The sequence below is a fragment of the Rhodococcus sp. H29-C3 genome, assembly GCF_030063405.1.
Lineage (GTDB): Bacteria > Actinomycetota > Actinomycetes > Mycobacteriales > Mycobacteriaceae > Rhodococcoides.
In genome coordinates this window covers 60,409-77,829 of record NZ_JASITC010000016.1, presented here as the reverse complement: position 1 = coordinate 77,829, position 17,421 = coordinate 60,409, and the positions used below count along the sequence as shown (strand labels likewise).

Annotated in this window: 19 protein-coding genes; 2 read left to right on the top strand and 17 right to left on the bottom strand. The window is 61.2% G+C overall.

What is annotated here, in order from left to right:
* The first annotated feature begins 453 nt into the window (after positions 1–453).
* On the top strand, positions 454–582 hold the full coding sequence (locus tag QMK32_RS22445) for a hypothetical protein (RefSeq protein ID WP_283477584.1): 129 nt from the start codon (positions 454–456) through the stop codon (positions 580–582).
* A 706-nt stretch (positions 583–1,288) separates the two neighbouring features.
* Here the strand turns inward: QMK32_RS22445 and murA are convergent.
* Positions 1,289–2,578, bottom strand: a complete 1,290-nt coding sequence (gene murA, locus QMK32_RS22440) for a UDP-N-acetylglucosamine 1-carboxyvinyltransferase (protein ID WP_283477583.1) — start codon at positions 2,576–2,578, stop codon at positions 1,289–1,291.
* A gap of 54 nt (positions 2,579–2,632) precedes the next feature.
* Here murA and QMK32_RS22435 point away from each other — a divergent pair, with 54 nt between their 5' ends.
* Entirely contained in the window at positions 2,633–3,217 is a 585-nt protein-coding gene (locus QMK32_RS22435) for a cob(I)yrinic acid a,c-diamide adenosyltransferase (protein WP_283477581.1), read from the top strand.
* 24 nt (positions 3,218–3,241) lie between these two features.
* On the opposite strand, the gene QMK32_RS22430 is transcribed toward QMK32_RS22435, so the two are convergent.
* From QMK32_RS22430 to rpmE, 16 genes are all read right to left on the bottom strand, one after another.
* Positions 3,242–3,679: a DUF2550 domain-containing protein gene (locus QMK32_RS22430; RefSeq protein ID WP_283477580.1), complete on the bottom strand. Its 438-nt coding sequence runs from the start codon at positions 3,677–3,679 to the stop codon at positions 3,242–3,244.
* A gap of 31 nt (positions 3,680–3,710) precedes the next feature.
* A complete protein-coding gene (locus QMK32_RS22425) occupies positions 3,711–4,070 on the bottom strand; it encodes a F0F1 ATP synthase subunit epsilon (protein WP_088945457.1) in 360 nt (119 codons plus the stop codon).
* A 30-nt stretch (positions 4,071–4,100) separates the two neighbouring features.
* On the bottom strand, positions 4,101–5,549 hold the full coding sequence (atpD, locus tag QMK32_RS22420) for a F0F1 ATP synthase subunit beta (RefSeq protein ID WP_084346425.1): 1,449 nt from the start codon (positions 5,547–5,549) through the stop codon (positions 4,101–4,103).
* 3 nt (positions 5,550–5,552) lie between these two features.
* The gene (locus QMK32_RS22415) at positions 5,553–6,527 is read right to left on the bottom strand and encodes a F0F1 ATP synthase subunit gamma (RefSeq protein ID WP_084346426.1); all 975 of its coding nucleotides are present in this window, start codon (positions 6,525–6,527) and stop codon (positions 5,553–5,555) included.
* 54 nt (positions 6,528–6,581) lie between these two features.
* Positions 6,582–8,225 carry a F0F1 ATP synthase subunit alpha gene (gene atpA, locus QMK32_RS22410; RefSeq protein ID WP_269306606.1) on the bottom strand — a complete coding sequence of 548 codons (1,644 nt, stop codon included), beginning with the start codon at positions 8,223–8,225 and terminating at the stop codon, positions 6,582–6,584.
* 91 nt (positions 8,226–8,316) lie between these two features.
* Positions 8,317–9,144, bottom strand: a complete 828-nt coding sequence (locus tag QMK32_RS22405) for a F0F1 ATP synthase subunit delta (RefSeq protein WP_283477578.1) — start codon at positions 9,142–9,144, stop codon at positions 8,317–8,319.
* Between the two features lie 7 nt (positions 9,145–9,151).
* Positions 9,152–9,715: a F0F1 ATP synthase subunit B gene (locus QMK32_RS22400; RefSeq protein ID WP_084346429.1), complete on the bottom strand. Its 564-nt coding sequence runs from the start codon at positions 9,713–9,715 to the stop codon at positions 9,152–9,154.
* Positions 9,716–9,722: 7 nt separating this feature from the next.
* On the bottom strand, positions 9,723–9,971 hold the full coding sequence (locus QMK32_RS22395; protein ID WP_283477576.1) for an ATP synthase F0 subunit C: 249 nt from the start codon (positions 9,969–9,971) through the stop codon (positions 9,723–9,725).
* A gap of 69 nt (positions 9,972–10,040) precedes the next feature.
* Positions 10,041–10,817, bottom strand: a complete 777-nt coding sequence (gene atpB / locus QMK32_RS22390; protein WP_176224990.1) for a F0F1 ATP synthase subunit A — start codon at positions 10,815–10,817, stop codon at positions 10,041–10,043.
* A gap of 361 nt (positions 10,818–11,178) precedes the next feature.
* Positions 11,179–11,583, bottom strand: coding sequence for a Cg1360 family ATP-synthase-associated protein (locus tag QMK32_RS22385; RefSeq protein WP_283477596.1), 405 nt, complete (start codon positions 11,581–11,583; stop codon positions 11,179–11,181).
* 73 nt (positions 11,584–11,656) lie between these two features.
* Positions 11,657–12,883, bottom strand: a complete 1,227-nt coding sequence (locus QMK32_RS22380) for a glycosyltransferase family 4 protein (protein WP_283477575.1) — start codon at positions 12,881–12,883, stop codon at positions 11,657–11,659.
* Between the two features lie 10 nt (positions 12,884–12,893).
* Positions 12,894–14,177 (bottom strand): serine hydroxymethyltransferase, encoded by a 1,284-nt coding sequence (gene glyA / locus QMK32_RS22375; RefSeq protein WP_283477574.1) that lies wholly within the window; start codon positions 14,175–14,177, stop codon positions 12,894–12,896.
* On the bottom strand, positions 14,174–14,842 hold the full coding sequence (locus QMK32_RS22370; protein WP_283477572.1) for an L-threonylcarbamoyladenylate synthase: 669 nt from the start codon (positions 14,840–14,842) through the stop codon (positions 14,174–14,176). The genes glyA and QMK32_RS22370 overlap by 4 nt, the downstream gene beginning before the upstream one ends.
* Before the next feature lie 70 nt (positions 14,843–14,912).
* Positions 14,913–15,797: a peptide chain release factor N(5)-glutamine methyltransferase gene (gene prmC, locus QMK32_RS22365; RefSeq protein ID WP_283477570.1), complete on the bottom strand. Its 885-nt coding sequence runs from the start codon at positions 15,795–15,797 to the stop codon at positions 14,913–14,915.
* 78 nt (positions 15,798–15,875) lie between these two features.
* Positions 15,876–16,955 carry a peptide chain release factor 1 gene (prfA, locus tag QMK32_RS22360; protein WP_088945466.1) on the bottom strand — a complete coding sequence of 360 codons (1,080 nt, stop codon included), beginning with the start codon at positions 16,953–16,955 and terminating at the stop codon, positions 15,876–15,878.
* A gap of 109 nt (positions 16,956–17,064) precedes the next feature.
* Positions 17,065–17,304, bottom strand: a complete 240-nt coding sequence (gene rpmE / locus QMK32_RS22355; protein WP_186630048.1) for a 50S ribosomal protein L31 — start codon at positions 17,302–17,304, stop codon at positions 17,065–17,067.
* Positions 17,305–17,421 lie beyond the last annotated feature (117 nt).

The window sequence follows — 17,421 nt, the reverse complement described above, 5'->3', positions numbered from 1 at the left end:
TGCTTTCACCAAATACAAAATTCGGCACTGACATTCATCGACACACTGTTGAGTTCTCAAAGAACACGCACACACCACACACCCACGAAAACCATGTCCTCGCAGCGCCTGGGGCAACCGTTCCAGCGTATCCCAGCTTGGTCTCGGATGCAAAGATCCGACTCTTGGGGGATATTCTGTTTACTTCAAGTCATTGAGACGAACTTCGTGCAACCTCGTGTCCCTGTCCGTGAAGACCGGGTCGGTGTCCGTGTCGCTCTGACTCGACAAAAGTTACGCGAGAGCGCACCCCTACGCAAATCGCCTGGTCATGAGATTCCGGACTTGCATCGCCCCAGCTCAGAGTGCGATCGATTCTGCCGCACTTCCCAATTCAGCTGAATTCAACGATTGTGACGCCGGACATAGCGCCCATCACGGCCCTAGAGGCGGGTTGCAGACAATCCCCGATGCATGGAATTCGTCATCGAGTTGGCAGGTGGACTGTGGATCTCGCTTACGAACTCACAGACACCTGATCTACTGCGGCTGATATCGCGTCGTCGCTCGGACTCGGAGCCGCCGGCCGTCATCACTGCCTAACGAACGCAAGCCGCGGCACCATCGCGTCAGCGCTACGTACGGCAAGACCAACCCGGCCGATTACCGGCGCAGAGGCCGCTCTTCCCACAGCCTCCGATACCGAAGACAAGGTGGCGGAGGTTCACAGAGTGATCGGATGGAGCTCGAACATCCAGATCTGGCGAGTGGCTGTAGCCGCACCCGCGCCGCACAAGACTCGAAAGCCCGCAGCGGAGGCAGTGGAACTCACCACCCAGGTGGCGAAGGCTCTCTCTCAACCGGGTCCGCGCACGTCTCGCAAGGCGCTTTCATACATATCGGAGGTCTTGCCCGCGATTGTCAGCCGAAGTCCACGGCTATCCGGGCCCGACCTGCAAGAGAGGCTCGTGCGCGGAATCACCGATCTTGTCGATCACACCCATGAAGTTCCGGACGAAGCGCACCACGGTACGAGACCTACCTTCTGCGAAACTCGTTCTGGCACTGCAGATTCGCGCGGGTTCGACCAAAGCTATCGATGCGATGCGGCCGGAGTGTCTATTACATTCAGGTCCGCGCGTCACCCGCGTAGTTGTGCCACACCTCGACCTGACTGGCGGCTCTTCACCCAGGCGGTCGCGGACCACAACTGGACGCCGGACTACTTCACGGGTATCAACGCCACGTGCCCCAGTGCACTGGGGCATCTGGGGCACGTATCTCATATTGGGCTAGCGGCGCCGCGACCTCACAGTAGAAGCTCTGTCACCGAGGGTTCGGTTCCTCCGCTCACGCGCTCGATGTTGCCACCGAGGTCGCTCAGGTTCTCCACGAACTTCGGATATCCACGATCTATGTGAAAGACGTCGTGCACCTCGGTCACGCCATCGGCACACAAACCAGCCAGGACCAGGCCTGCTCCTGCCCTGATATCCGAGGACCACACCGGAGCGCTGGACAGCTGAGGCACACCGCGAACGACGGCATGATGTCCGTCTGTCCTCGCATCGGCCCCCAACCTGATCATCTCTTCGACGAAGCGGAAGCGCGCTTCGAACACGTTCTCGGTGATCATCGACGTGCCGTTCGCTACAGCGGCCAATCCGATCGCCATAGGCTGCAGATCCGTCGGGAAACCAGGAAAGGGCAGTGTCGCGAAATTGACCGCCGTCGGACGCTCGTGTTGAACCACGCGGAATCCGTCGGCCTCCATGCTCACCTCGGATCCTGCGGAACGCAGCTTGTCCAGAACGAGTGAGAGGTGCTTCGGGTTGACGCCACGAACACGGACATCGCCTCGCGTCATCGCCGCGGCAATACCCCAGGTGGCCGCGACGATGCGATCTCCGATAACGCGATGAGTCGTCGGCTTCAAGGACTCGACACCCTTGATCGTCAAAGTGGACGTTCCAGCGCCGGAGACCTGCGCCCCCATGTTGTTGAGCATGTTGCACACATCGACGATGTCCGGTTCACGGGCAGCGTTGTCGATGACTGTTTCGCCCTTTGCAAGTACTGCGGCCATCAGGATGTTCTCAGTGGCCCCGACCGACGGAAAGGCGAGTCGAATGTTGGCTCCGCGTAACTCGTCGGCTTCTGCCACCACACATCCGTGCTGGATTTCACTGTGCGCGCCGAGCAAGCGGAGACCGGATTGATGCATGTCGAGAGGTCGCGACCCGATTGCATCGCCACCCGGGAGAGCTACCACCGCACGCTTGCACCGAGCAACAAGCGGCCCCAACACGCACACCGATGCCCTGAACTGTTTGACTGCCGGAAAATCCGCGTGATACTTGGGCTCTGCCGGTGTCGTGACGTGTACGACCGAACCCTCGAGTACAACGTCGCACCCCAGGCCTCGCAACACCTCGGCCATCAACGGAACATCGAGTATGTCGGGACAATTGGTGATGGTGCTCGTACCCTCGGCCAACAGGGTTGCCGCCATCAACTTGAGCACGCTGTTCTTCGCACCGCCGACAGACACCTCGCCGACGAGTCGGTTTCCTCCGGATACCAAAAAGCGTTCGCTCACAGTTCAACAGAGTAGCCGGGCCCGTCTGCCCTACTGGAGCGGTACCGTTGCTCCATGGCTGTGCACTTGACCCGTATCTACACTCGCACCGGTGACGACGGAACGACCGGACTGAGCGACTTCTCCCGTGTCACCAAGAACGACCCACGTCTCGTTGCCTACGCCGACTGCGACGAAACCAACGCAAGTCTCGGAGTGGTTCTGGCGCTTGGGAATCCGCCGGCGAAGATTGTAAAAGTCATTCGAACGATTCAAAGTGATCTGTTCGACGCTGGGGCAGATCTGTCCACACCCGTCGTCGCGGAACCAAAATACCCACCGTTGCGAATCGATCAGTCGTACGTCGACAGATTGGAACAGTGGTGCGACGAATTCAACGAAGAACTGGATCCGTTGACGTCGTTCATACTCCCAGGTGGCACACCTCTCGGAGCGCTACTCCACACGTCTCGGACGATCGCTCGACGCGCTGAAAGGGCTGCATGGGCGGCCGTCGACGCGAGCCCCGAGGACACCAGCACGTTGCCGTCCAAATACTTGAACAGGCTTTCGGATCTACTGTTCATCCTCAGTAGGTTCGCCAATCCTGGCGGCGATGTTCAGTGGGTTCCGGGAGCGTCGCGCTCGACCGGAGAGTGATTGCGCTCGAACGCCTGACGCAATCTAACCTGCCGGCCGTCCGCGCTGCGATCTTCCAGAGGGACGTGACTCCAGCCAGGACATGAAGGCCGTCCGCGCGCCCCGATCGAGGGCGATCTCGAAATGGCGGCCGGCGTCGGTCAGCTCCAGCACCGCGATCTCGTCGCTCATAATGTCGAATTCGTTCTCGCGGGGCTTACGCCGCTCACCTACCTCGATTCCCTGACGGGTCAGCTTGTGGTCCGGACCCGGACGCAAGCTCGAGAGTTTGAAGAACACGACGGTGTTGTCGTCGTATCGAATGATTCCGTGGCGCCAACCGCTTCCACCCGACGACGGAGTCACGCGCATGATCGCGGCGGTCCCACCGCCGCGCACAATGCTCAGGCGATACAGAAAAGCCGCGACGATTGCTGCGAGCAGCACAACCAGAATGACCAGAACAATCACTCCGATGCGCATTTCGCAGCCTCCGTCGCGGCTTCTCGTTGATCTAGGCGCGCTCAGCGGCGCGAATTCGGCCCTTCGCGATTGCGAGGGCTTCCTTGTCGTCGCCGCCTGCGTCGAGCACCGAGCGAGCTGCATCGACGTCGATGTCCTGAGCGAAGTCCGCAGACTCCGCCAGAACGGTGACGGTCTTTCCCGTGACCGACAAGAATCCGCCGTGCACAGCAGCGACGATCTTCTCTCCGTCGGTCGTGGTGATGGACACGGTCCCGGCCTCGACCAGCTGACCCAACACGGGCTCGTGCCCCACCATGATGCCGATCTCGCCCTCCGTGGTCTGAGCACTCACCAGGGTCGCGTTACCGGACCACAGTTTCTGCTCGACAGCGACGAGTGAAACCTCCATGCCGTTCGTTTCCGAGGAAGTCACGTCGGGCTACTTTCCGGCCATCTTCTTGGCTGCTGCCTCGACGTCGTCGAGACCACCACAGCTGTTGAAGGCCTGCTCGGGAAGGTGGTCGTACTCGCCCTTGGTGACCTTGTCGAACGCTTCGATCGTGTCGGTCAACGACACGACCGAACCGGCCTCACCGGTGAACTTCTCGGCAACGATGAAGTTCTGGCCGAGGAACTTCTGGATACGGCGTGCGCGGCCGACCAGAACCTTGTCCTCTTCCTGAAGCTCGTCCATACCGAGGATCGCGATGATGTCCTGCAGTTCCTTGTACTTCTGCAGGATCCGCTTGACCTCGTTGGCGACGCGGAAATGCTCTGCGCCGACAATGCTGGGCTCGAGGATTCGCGACGTGGAGCTCAGCGGGTCCACAGCGGGGTAGATACCCATCTGCGAAATCGGACGCGAAAGCTCGGTCGTCGCATCGAGGTGCGCGAACGTGGTGGCGGGTGCCGGGTCGGTGTAGTCGTCGGCGGGAACGTAGATCGCCTGCAGTGAGGTGATCGAGCGTCCACGGGTCGAGGTGATGCGCTCCTGGAGCTCACCCATCTCGTCCGCCAGCGTCGGCTGGTAACCCACGGCGGAAGGCATGCGGCCCAGGAGGGTCGACACCTCCGAACCTGCCTGTGTGAAACGGAAGATGTTGTCGATGAACAGAAGAACGTCCTGTCCCTGAACATCGCGGAAGTACTCCGCCATGGTCAGCGCCGACAGAGCGACGCGCATACGCGTGCCCGGCGGCTCGTCCATCTGGCCGAAGACAAGGGCGGTGTCCTGAAGGACGCCCATCTCTTCCATTTCGAGGTAAAGGTCGGTTCCCTCACGGGTGCGCTCACCGACGCCTGCGAATACGGATGTACCCGAGAATTCGCGAGCGATACGGGTGATCATCTCCTGGATGAGAACCGTCTTGCCCACGCCGGCACCGCCGAAGAGGCCAATCTTGCCGCCCTTGACGTACGGGGTGAGAAGGTCGATAACCTTGATACCGGTCTCGAGGATCTCGGTCTTGCCTTCGAGCTGATCGAAGGCTGGTGGCTTGCGGTGGATACCCCACTGCTCGCCGTCGCGGCCGAGACCGGGTGTGTCGAGGCAGTCACCAAGGGCGTTGAAGACGTGGCCCTTGACGACGTCGCCGACCGGAACCGAGATCGGCTTGCCCGTGTCGGTCACCGAGGTTCCACGAACCAGGCCGTCGGTCGGCTGCATCGAGATGGTGCGGACCAGGTTGTCACCGAGGTGCTGAGCAACCTCGAGTGTCAGGGTCTTGGCCACCGTCGGCAGAGTGATCTCTGCGTGGAGAGCGTTGAAAAGGGCGGGGATGGCGCCGCGCGGGAACTCGACGTCCACAACGGGGCCGATTACCCGAACGACACGGCCGGACTGTGTGTCCGCTCCGCTCGCGTTCTCTTGGGCTACTGCTGCGGTCATTGCTTAGTCACTTCCTGCGCTGTCAGCCAACGCGTTAGCGCCACCGACGATTTCGCTGATTTCCTGGGTGATCTGGGCTTGCCGAGCCTGGTTAGCCTGACGGCTGAGAGTCTCGACCAATTCGTTAGCGTTGTCCGTCGCGGCCTTCATGGCGGTACGGCGCGCAGCCGACTCGGACGCAGCCGCATCGAGCAGCGAGGAGTAGATCCTCGTGCTGATGTACTTCGGCAGCAGAGCCGACAGAAGCGTTCCTGCCTCTGGTTCGAAGTCGTACTGGGCCTGGACATCGGACGCAGACGGAGAGTCGGTGAGTGCATCCGCACCCATTTCGATTTCTTCGTCCGTGTACGAGACCTCCAGTGGAGCCATCCGACGCACTTCGGGTTTTTGCGTCAGCATAGACACGAAACGTGTGTAGACGATGTGCAGTTCGTCGACACCTTCGATCGTGCCTTCACCGTTCGGCGCATCGACTTCGTTGCCGGAGCCTGCCATGAAGAGCTCGACCAAATGCTTGCTGGCCTTGGCTGCGTCGGAGTAACCGGGCTCCTGAGAGAAGCCCGTCCAAGCTGCCTTCACATCGCGCTCACGGAAGGTGTAGTAACCGAGCCCTTTCGCACCGAGCACGTAGATGACCGGGTCCTTGCCCTCTTTGCGAAGAAGCTGAAAAAGCTCTTCCGCCTCCTTGAGGACATTGGAGTTGTAGCCACCGCACATTCCACGGTCGCTGGTGACTACCAGGACCGCAGCACGCTTCGGCTCGGGGCGCTCGTTCAGTAGCGGGTGGTCCAGCGAACCGGACGCACTCGCCAAAGCCGAGAGCACATTGGTGATCTCCTCTGCGTACGGCTTCGACGCCGCAACGCGGGCCTGCGCCTTGATGATTCGCGATGTCGCGATCAATTCTTGCGCTTTGGTGATCTTCTTGGTCGAGTTGACCGACTTGATCCGGGAACGCAGCTCGAGAATGCTTGCCATCTAGCTGTTCACGCTCCCTTCTCTACTCGTGAGAACACTGATCATGTCGCTGACCTACTTGCTGACTGTCTTGCGAGTGACGTTGACCTGTTCCTGGTTAACCTCGTCGGCGTTCAGCGTGTCCGCTTCTGCCTCGTTGACCACGCGGTTGCCCTCGGAATCCAAGAAGCCGGACTTGAACTTCTCGGTTGCCTCGGTCAGTGCCTTCTGCGCGTCATCGTCGAGAGCTTTGCCGCCGGCAATGCTTTCGTAGACGCCGCTGGCGTTGCGGTGCAGGTCTTCGAGCAGTTCGGTCTCGAACCGGCGTACGTCGGCGACCGGCACGGAGTCGAATGCACCCTGACCTGCGAGCCAGATCGAGACGATCTGATCTTCGACGGCGACCGGGGAGTACTGATCCTGCTTGAGCAGCTCGACCAGACGAGCGCCACGCTCGAGCTGCGCCTTGGAGGCGGAGTCGAGGTCGGAGGCGAAAGCAGAGAAGGCTTCGAGCTCACGGAACTGAGCGAGCTCGAGACGCAGCGAACCGGAGACCTTCTTCATGCCCTTGGTCTGCGCAGCGCCACCGACACGGGAGACCGAGATGCCGACGTTGATTGCCGGACGAACACCCTTGTTGAAGAGGTCGGACTCGAGGAAGACCTGACCGTCGGTGATCGAAATAACGTTGGTCGGGATGTAAGCCGAGACGTCGTTGGCCTTGGTCTCGATGATCGGCAGAGCCGTCAGCGAGCCGCCACCCAGTTCGTCGGACAGCTTCGCCGAGCGCTCCAACAAACGGGAGTGCAAGTAGAAGACGTCACCGGGGTATGCCTCACGGCCCGGCGGGCGACGTAGCAGCAGCGAGATGGCACGGTATGCCTCGGCCTGCTTGGTCAGGTCGTCGAACACGATCAGAACGTGCTTACCCTGGTACATCCAGTGCTGGCCGATGGCCGAGCCGGTGTACGGAGCAAGCCACTTGAAGCCAGCCGAATCGGATGCGGGAGCCGCGACGATCGTCGTGTACTCGAGCGCTCCGCGCTCCTCGAGAGCAGCCTTGACGCCTGCAATCGTGGAGCCCTTCTGACCGATGGCGACATAGATGCAGCGGACCTGCTTGTTCTCGTCGCCGCTCTCCCAGTTGGCCTTCTGGTTCAGAATCGCGTCGATGCAGACCGCGGTCTTACCGGTCTTGCGGTCACCGATGATGAGCTGGCGCTGTCCACGGCCGATCGGGGTCATCGCGTCGATGGCCTTGATTCCGGTCTGGAGCGGCTCTTCGACGGGCTGACGCTCGAGCACCGAGGCTGCCTGCAGTTCGAGAGCGCGATTCTCGCTGGACTCGATGTCTCCGAGGCCGTCGATGGGCTGTCCGAGAGGGTTGACAACGCGACCGAGGTAGCCGTCGCCGACGGGGACGGAAAGAACGTCACCGGTCCGCTTGACTTCCTGGCCCTCTTCGATGTGCTCGTAGTCACCGAGAATGACGGCACCGATTTCGGTGGCGTCTAGGTTGAGCGCAACACCGAGCACTCCACCGGGGAATTCGAGCAGCTCGTTGGACATAGCCGACGGCAGTCCCGACACGTGGGCGATTCCGTCGCTCGTGTCAGTAACCGTGCCGACCTCCTCGCGGGAGGACTCCGGTGAGTAGCTCGCGGTGAAGTTCTCGATCGCGCTACGGATCTCGTCGGAGGAGATCGTCAGCTCCGCCATATTTTTTCCTGCTCTTCCTTAAATGATCGCGGTGTCCAAGGCTTCGAATTTTCGAAGCTCTTCTTATCGGACTGTGGTGTCCGTACTCGGACTACTTGAGTGTCTTTCGCAATGCAGCGAGACGGCCTGCCCCACTACCGTCGATGACCTCGTCGCCTATCCGGACCACGAGTCCGCTGAGCAGTTCGGTATCGACCTCGACGTGAACGGTGACCGGCTTGCCGTACGTACGGGTCAGCGTCGCGGTCAGCTTTTCGAGCTGACTGCCATTGAGTGGAGCCGCACTGGAGACGTGCGCAACGATCTGATTGCGCACCTGCGCGGCAAGTCCTGCCAAATGGTCGAATGCGTCGGCAGGCGCCGCCTTGCGGAGACGACCGACGGACTGGAGCGCCAACGCCTCGGTAACTGCTGTCACCTTGCCGTAGAGCAAGCGTCCGAGAAGTTCGCGTTTCGCGTGAACAGGCTTGCCGAGGTCCGACAGGTTCTGTTCGAGCACGGGGTTGGCCGCCACGATCCGACCCAGCCGGAACAATTCGTCCTCGACCGTATCGAGCTGATCCTGATCTGCTGCGGCGCGAAGCAGAGCTTCACGTCCCAGTTCGACCAAAGAATTCAGCAGATCCGATGGCTTGGACCAGCTGCCCGAAACAGCACTCACGAGAATTCTCGTGGTTGTCTCGGACACCTTGCCTGCGAACAGTTGCTCAGCGAGCACGCTGCGGCGTTCGGCCGAAACCGACGCATCCGCGAGCGCGGTACGCAACGTGCGCTGCCCGTCGAGCGTCTCCACGACTGCGAAGAGCTCGGCACCCGTCTGCGCGGCAGCAGCAGTTGCAACTCCTGCCGACGCAGAACCCAGTGCATCGTTCGCAACCGAACGCGTGCGGGCAAGAGCCTCACGAGAAGTTGCGTACATGGTTATCTCACTTTCCGGCTGCAGAGTCAGCGGTGACGGAGTCGAGCTCGCTCAGGAAACGGTCGATCGAGCCTGCTCGCTTAGCCTCGTCGGACAACTGCTCCCCGATGACCTTCTCCGCGAGCTCTACTGCTGTGCGTCCGAGATCGCTTCGAAGTTCCGTGACGATCTGCTGACGCTGAGCAACGAGCTGATTGTGGCCTGCAGCCACGATCCGGTCGCTCTCTTCCTGCGCCTTCGTTTTCATTTCAGCGAGGATCGCTTGGCCCTGGGTGCGCGCTTCCTCACGGATTTGCGCAGCCTCGGAACGTGCCTCGGCGAGCTGTGCATTGTAATGCTCGAGTGCTGCTTTGGCCTCGGCCTGAGCTTCTTCGGCCTTCTTGATGCCGCCTTCGATCAGATCTCCGCGCTCGGTCAATACCTTCTGGAAACTCGGAAGAATGTACTTCCAGAAGATGAAGCCGATGATGGCGATGCAGATCGCAGACCAAACAATGTCGTATGTCGCGGGGAGCAGAGGATTGATGTCCTCTTCGGCCTCCGCGGCCAAGATTGCGATGTTGGTTGCCATGTGGGGATTACGCGAACAGGAAGCCGGCGACGATACCGATCAGCGCGAGCGCTTCGGTAAACGCGATGCCGAGGAACATGTTGGTACGGATGGTTCCCTGCAGCTCAGGCTGACGAGCGATGCCCTCGATGGCCTTGCCGACCACGATGCCGATACCGATACCAGGTCCGATCGCGGCGAGGCCGTAACCGATTGCACCGTATCCACCGCCGGTCACCGTGGTGGTCGTTTCCTGTGCCAGGTACGCGAGGCTCATTAGAATTCCGTTCCCTTTCTGTTGCCCACCCGCCGGACGGCGCGTGGGTCAGGTCTAGCTAGTGGTGGATCAGTGTGAATCTGCGTGCAGCGCAAGGTCGATATACACGGCTGTCAGCAGCGCAAAAATGTATGCCTGCAAGCCGATGACCAAGAGTTCGAAGAGAGTGAAGCCGAAACCTGCGGTCAGCGAGAAAATACCGAAGATCTTCATTCCCGCCGCGGCCTGGAAGAAAAAGAACTGAGTCGCGCTGAAGAACAGCACAAGCATGAGGTGGCCGGCAAGCATATTGGCCATGAGACGAACAGTCAGCGTGAACGGCCGCAGGATGAAGGTGGAGATGAACTCGACCGGCACCAGCACGAAGTGCAGCGCGAGGGGCACATCCGGAACCACGATGCTGCTCTTGACGTACTTGAACAACCCGTACTTCTTGATTCCGACGTAGTTGAACGCCACGTACGCGATCAAGGCCAGAACCAGTGGCATACCGATTCGAGCGTTGGGCGAGATGTTCAGAAACGGAATCACCGACGAGAGGTTCATGAACAGAACCGCAAAGAAGATGGTCATGATGATCGGCGCGAACCGTTTGCCCTGCTCTTTGCCGAGAATCTCGTCGCAGATCTGCTCTTTGACGAAACTGAGTCCGTACTCGACGACATTCTGCAGCCCACGAGGAACGATTTTGGGGCTTCTCATGGCGACCGCGAACAACACTACGAGCACGAGGCTCATCAGAATGCGAATAAGCATCAGCCGGTCGAGTTCGAAGGGGGTGCCTTCGAACAACACGGCGGGAGGAAAGAAGTCGGATATAGACGGCGGATGGAACTCCGCAGCCAGGTTGGTGACGCTCAGCGGTCTCTCCCGTGTTCGGGCCGCAGACTGCTAAGACTGCGGTTCGATCGGACATTGACGATCTATCAAGTCGACGATATCGGCTCGAGGTCGTCAGCAGCTGAGGCCTTGTCTTCACCGGCCAGCGTCTGTCGGGTGTCGGCGACTCACGTCGACTCGGCAGCTTATCGAGCGCGTCTTGAAACTGCTCACGCGCTTTCGGCTACCTGTAAAGATTGTCGTGCACGCGAAATGTCCTGTTCGCGGCAGTTCAACCCTCACTTGGTCGGAACTTTATCAACACAACTACGACGTTGTGTAGGTGGGGCCTCTTCTCAACCGATTACGACACAGCGTCGTACTACGTTCAGTCGGACTCGAGCGTGTCGGGCTGTTCGTCCACGTACGGCGCTTTGGTACGAACGACACCGTAGACCTCCGCCCCCAAAACGAGCACCAACGCCGCTACCACGACGAGCGCCAGCGACTTTTGACTGTAGAAGTCCATGTCCTTGAGCACTCCGAGGACAATGATCGCTAGCAGCATCTTGACGAGCCACCCTCCCAAGAGGACCGCACCGACCATCGTCGGCGGAAACTTGGAGGTCAACGCAATGGACACGGCGGTGGTCAGAATGAACCCGCCTCCGAGGGCAGCGCCGATGAGCGCGCCCCACAATCCTGGCAACCCTGCGAACAGGGTGGCGATGATCGCGCCGAGAACAGTCAGCACAACCAAGCCGATGACGCCGTAGCGAACGGCAGAACGCATCGCGTCGGATTGATCGGGCACGGGCGCAGGAGAGAAGCTCACAGATGCACAGACTACGCAGCACAATCGTTCGTCAGGACCGACGGCCTCGTCGATTGCTGTTCCTCACGCGCCTTCGCTCGCGTGCCATGTCGATTCGGACGGTAGGTACGGCGGTCACCACCAGTGCGAATACCAGACCGGCTGCCACGAGCAAGACAACGATTCTCCGATCGATCAGTGACGATCCGACGGCGCCGAAGGCCAAGACCCCGACCCACAGATAGATCACCAGCACCACGCGGCGATGGGAGTGACCGATCTGCAGCAAACGGTGATGCAGGTGCATTTTGTCCGGGCTGAAAGGGCTGCGTCCGGCGCGTGTTCTTCGCACGACGGCAAGAAGAAGGTCCAGCATCGGGATGAACATGACGGCGCCGACGAGGAGGAGTGGAGTAAGAAGTCCGACCAGGTCCCGCGGCCCATAGGCGGTCAGCGGGATACGGCCGGAGGCGCTGGTCGATACCGTGGCCAGCATCAGCCCGATCAGCATCGAACCCGAATCACCCATGAAGATCCGCGCCGGCTGAAAGTTGTGCGGCAGAAAACCGAGACAGGCACCAGCCAAAGCGGCAGCTATCACCGCCGGCGGATAGACGCCGACGTCTCCGCCTTGCTCGTTGAGCAGCCCGACGGAGAAGATACAGATTGCTACCGAGGCGATCAGCCCCAAGCCTGCAGCGAGACCGTCGAGGCCGTCGACGAAGTTCATCGCGTTGACCATCACCACGGTGACGAGGACCGTGACCAGTCCGGCCTGCAGTTGATCGAGCACGACGGTGAAGCCGCCGTCCGACCAAGGCACATAGATGATGTACCAGCTCACGCCCATCACGACGAGCACTCCGGCCGCGGTGACCTGGCCGACGAATTTGGTAAGTGCGTCCAGGCCCCAACGATCGTCGATGACTCCGACCCCGACGATCACGAACCCGGCGACGAGCGCAGCGGGGATGTCCTGGGTGTACCCGAACCCGCGTGCAAGCGCAGGAAGTTGGGACGCGAACAGCAATGCGACGAGCATTCCCAGATACATACCGGTCCCACCGAGTCGCGGTGTCGGAACGACATGAACATCACGCTCACGTGGTGCTGCCACCGCGCCGAACTTGATCGCCAGTACTCGGACGCCGCCGGTCGCAAGAAAAGTCACGACCGCGGCCGTCAGACACACCAGCAATAATTCTCGGATGGGGACGCCTGCGCCCTGGTTCGCCTGGGCCAGCACATCGTAGGGCGCCCCCGCGAAGACGGCACTCATTTGCAGCCCCTCATCCGCGAGAATAGGCCGGCTTGCGTGAGACGAGGTCGCCGACCTCTGCCTTCACAGCGGCAATCTCACGATCACCGATGACCGTCCCCTGCTCTGCGCGAACTGCACGTGCAACGAGCTTTCCGACGTCGGCCATCTCGGTGGTGTCGAAACCCTGTGTCGTGACTGCGGCCGATCCGACCCGGATGCCGGATGCAACCGCAGGCGGGGCTGGGTCGAAGGGAATCGTGTTCTTGTTGAGCGTTATACCCGCTGCCTCACACCGCGATTCCGCGCTACGGCCGTCGATCCCGAAGCCTTGCAGATCCAGAAGCGCGAGGTGGGTATCCGTACCGCCGGACACCGTGCGCATGCCGGATTCGACGAGCGAGGTCGACAAGGCTTGCGCGTTGGCGACGACATTCAGCGCATATTTGCGGTAGCTCGGCGTCGCCGCCTCGGCGAACGCCACAGCCTTTGCCGCAATGGTGTGCATGAGCGGCCCGCCCTGACTGAACGGGAAGACTGCTTTGTCGATGGCACGAGCGTGCTCGGCACGGCACATCAGCATGCCGCCACGAGGACCCCGCAGAACCTTGTGGGTAGTGGCGGACACGACATCGGCGTACGGGACCGGAGACGGAATGGCCTGGCCCGCAACGAGACCGATGAAATGAGCCGCATCGACCCACAGGATGGCACCGACCTCGTCTGCGATCGAACGAAAGGCAGCGAAGTCGATGAGGCGTGAGTAGGCCGTAGCTCCGGCAACGATGATCTTTGGACGATGCACCAACGCCAGATCTCGTACTTCGTCATAGTCGATCAGCTCGGTGTCTTTCCGAACGTGATAGGGAATGGGGCTGAACCACTTGCCCGAGAAGCTGACTTTCGAACCGTGGGTGAGGTGTCCGCCGTGAGGCAGGCTCATGGCCAGGACCGCGTCGCCCGGTTTCGCGAACGCCGCGTACACAGCAAGGTTCGCATTGGCGCCCGAGTGCGGCTGAACATTGACATGGTCGGCACCGAACAGCGCCTTGGCCCGATCGACAGCGAGGTTCTCGGCACGATCGACCATCTCGCAGCCGCCGTAATACCGGTGTCCGGGATACCCCTCGGCGTACTTGTTGCTCAGGACGCTTCCCTGCGCAGCCATCACTGCCGGGCTCGTCAGATTCTCACTGGCGATGAGCTGCAGTCCACCGCGGACCCGTTCCAACTCACCGAGCAGGATATCGGCGATCTCTGGATCCTCGGCGTGCAATTCGGCGAAGTCCGGGCCGTAGAAGGGCGTTTCACTCATGCGCCGGCACTCCCCCGCAGCAGACTCTCGACAGGCAGGCCGAGAACCTCCGCGACAGCCGCTGCAGCGATAGCGCCCTCCCTGAGGATCCGCGGTGTCTCAGTGGTCAAATCGACGATGGTGGATGCGACAGCGTGCTCGGCCGGACCACCGTCGAGGTAGACCGCAGCGGAGCCACCGAGCTGATCACGTGCCTCGCCCACTGTGGTGGCCGGGGGTTGGCCGGAGATGTTCGCGCTCGAGACGGCCAGTGGTCCCACCTCGCGCAGCAATTCGAGGGCGACAGGGTGCAGCGGCATCCGAAGCATGACCGTGCCCTGTGCATCTCCCAGATCCCACGCCAATGACGGAGCTTGCTGGACGACGAGACTGAGCGCCCCGGGCCAGAAGGCCTTGATCAGATCGCGCGTCCGTGGGCGTACCCCGGTCACGAGTCCGTCGATGGTGCTCCAGGATCCGACGAGAACCGGAACGGGCATATCGCGTCCTCGCCCCTTGGCGCGCAACAGATCGGTGACAGCGCTGCTGTCGAAGGCATCGGCGCCGAGTCCGTACAGGGTGTCGGTGGGCATCACGACCAGACGTCCTGACTTGAGGGCGCCTCTGGCTGCGGTCAATCCGGCCGCGCGAGAGTCGGCTTGCTGGCAGTCGTAGACAGTGCTCACCCCTCTATCCTGTCACTGCGTTCCGGCTACAGATTCCCGAGCCTCATCCTGCCCACCTCACACGTGAAGTTCAGGACTCCGGAGTGACAGCTCGAGACGCGACGACGAACCGTGGACGGCCGGTCAGGTCGGGGTGCGGAGCAACGTCGGTGAATACGCGCCTACGCTCGAACAATTCTGCGACACGTTCGCCGTGCGAGTCGTCGTGCTCGACACCGACTCCCCCGCCGACCCGAAGCCATCGAGCAATGTTGTCGATCATCGGTCCGATCACCGACAGTCCGTCGACGCCACCGAACAGCGCGATGTGGGGATCGTGATCGGCTACCTCGGGTTCGAGAACGGCATTCTCGGGGATGTACGGAGGGTTGGCGACGATGACGTCCACCCGACCGTCCAACTCGGCCAGTAGTGCCCGATCGGTGACGTCGCCGTGGTGAAGGGTGATGGGGGCGTCCCCGAGCGCTGCGCGCAGGTCGGCATTGCGTCTCGCCCAGGCAAGTGCCGAGTGGTCGAGTTCGACGGCGTGGACCTGAGCGTCGGGTCTGGCGTTCGCCACGGCGAGGGCGAGCGCTCCCGACCCGGTGCACAGGTCGAGGACTACGGGAGGGCGATGATCGACGCCCTCGAGGAACGCGAGCGCCCACCCGAGCAGCAACTCGGTCTCCGGACGCGGAACGAACACACCAGGACCGACCTCGACATCGATATTCCCCAGAGCTGTTGTGCCGGTTATGTACTGAAGAGGAATACGCTTTGCCCGTTGAGCGATCGTCTTCTGATAGGCCTCGATGACCTCCGGCTCCACTAGCGGCACGAGGCCCAGCCGACCACGCTCGACACCGATCAGATGCGATGCGAGCAATTCGGCATCGACGCGGGGACTGGGAACCCCAGCAGCCTCGAGCGTCGACGTCGCTTCGAGAATTGCCAGGCGGAGTGGTTTACGGGTCACCGGTACAGCGTGCCATGACGCTGAGGGTGAAGAAAAACGCACGGTCAGAGCACAAGAGGACGAGGAAAACAGCCGAATTTACTCGGCCTGCATCCGCGCTTCACGGTCGGCCTTGCCGAGCGCATCGAGCAAAGCGTCGAGTTCACCGTCGAGCACGGCATCCAAGTTGTGCGCCTTGAACCCGATGCGATGATCGGTGATCCGGTTCTCTGGAAAGTTGTACGTGCGAATCCGCTCCGAACGGTCGACGGTACGAACCTGGCTCGCCCGCCCGGCCGCTGCCTCTTCGTCGGCAGCTTCCTCCGCGGCGGCTTGCATACGCGCTGCGAGCACCTGCATGGCGCGGGCCTTGTTCTGCAGCTGTGAACGCTCGTTCTGGCAGGTCACCACGATTCCCGTGGGAAGGTGTGTGATTCGTACGGCGGAGTCGGTGGTGTTGACACCCTGACCGCCCTTACCCGAGGAGCGATAGACATCGATGCGGAGATCGGTCTCGTCGATCTGGACTGCCTCGACCTCGTCGGGCTCCGGATAGACCAGAATTCCCGCCGCAGACGTGTGCACTCGACCCTGCGATTCGGTGACGGGCACACGCTGCACGCGATGCACCCCGCCCTCGAACTTCAGTCGCGCCCACACGCCGTCGAGCGAACCGGATTTTGCCTTGATCGACAAGGTGGCGTCCTTGTATCCACCCAGATCCGAGACGTTCGCATCCAGTATCTCAACGCGCCATCCCCGGCGTTCGGCGTACCGGAGGTACATGCGCGCGAGGTCGGCGGCGAACAGCGCCGATTCCTCGCCGCCCTCCCCTGACTTGACCTCCATGACGATGTCGTCGCCGTCGTGCGGATCACGCGGGGCCAGCAGGTCTGCGAGTGTGTGCTCCAAGCGAACTACTGTCGCTTCGAGGTCAGGGATCTCCGCGGCGAACGATGCATCGTCGGCCGCAAGTTCGCGGGCAGCTTCGAGATCGTCCTGAGCGGTGGTCAGCTTGCCGTGCACCGACATGATGGGTGCGAGTTCGGCAAAACGTTTACCTGCTCGACGTGCCGCCGAGGGATCGTTGTGCAGCGCAGGATCGGCCAACTGCTGCTCGAGGCCCGAATGCTCGGCGAGAATATCGTCGATTGCCGAAGGCTTTGTCGTCCTCGCCATGATATTTCTCCGTCTTCGATAGATCCACAGTCGCTACACAACACAGTCACCACATGAAAAAACCGACGCCCGCCCTGCATACTTCGCAGGACGGGCGTCGGCGGAACAGCTATGCGTCGGCGTCGGCTTCTGTCTTCTTGCCGGCGCGCTTTCCGTAACGAGCCTCGAAACGTGCAACGCGACCACCGGTGTCGAGAATCTTCTGCTTGCCCGTGTAAAACGGGTGGCACTGCGAGCAGACCTCGACGTTGATGCGCTCTTTGTCGGTGGTGCTGTGGGTTTCGAAAGTATTGCCGCAACCGCACACAACAGTGGTGAGCGTGTAGTTGGGGTGGATTCCTGCCTTCATGGTGTCCCTTTCAATGGTCGCCGGGTCGCTCTCGCCAATCGAGGGCGTGAACCGGAACCGGACTCAGCCGATCAGTATGCCAGACGAAATGTCTGACTCGATCACCGGATCTTTCGT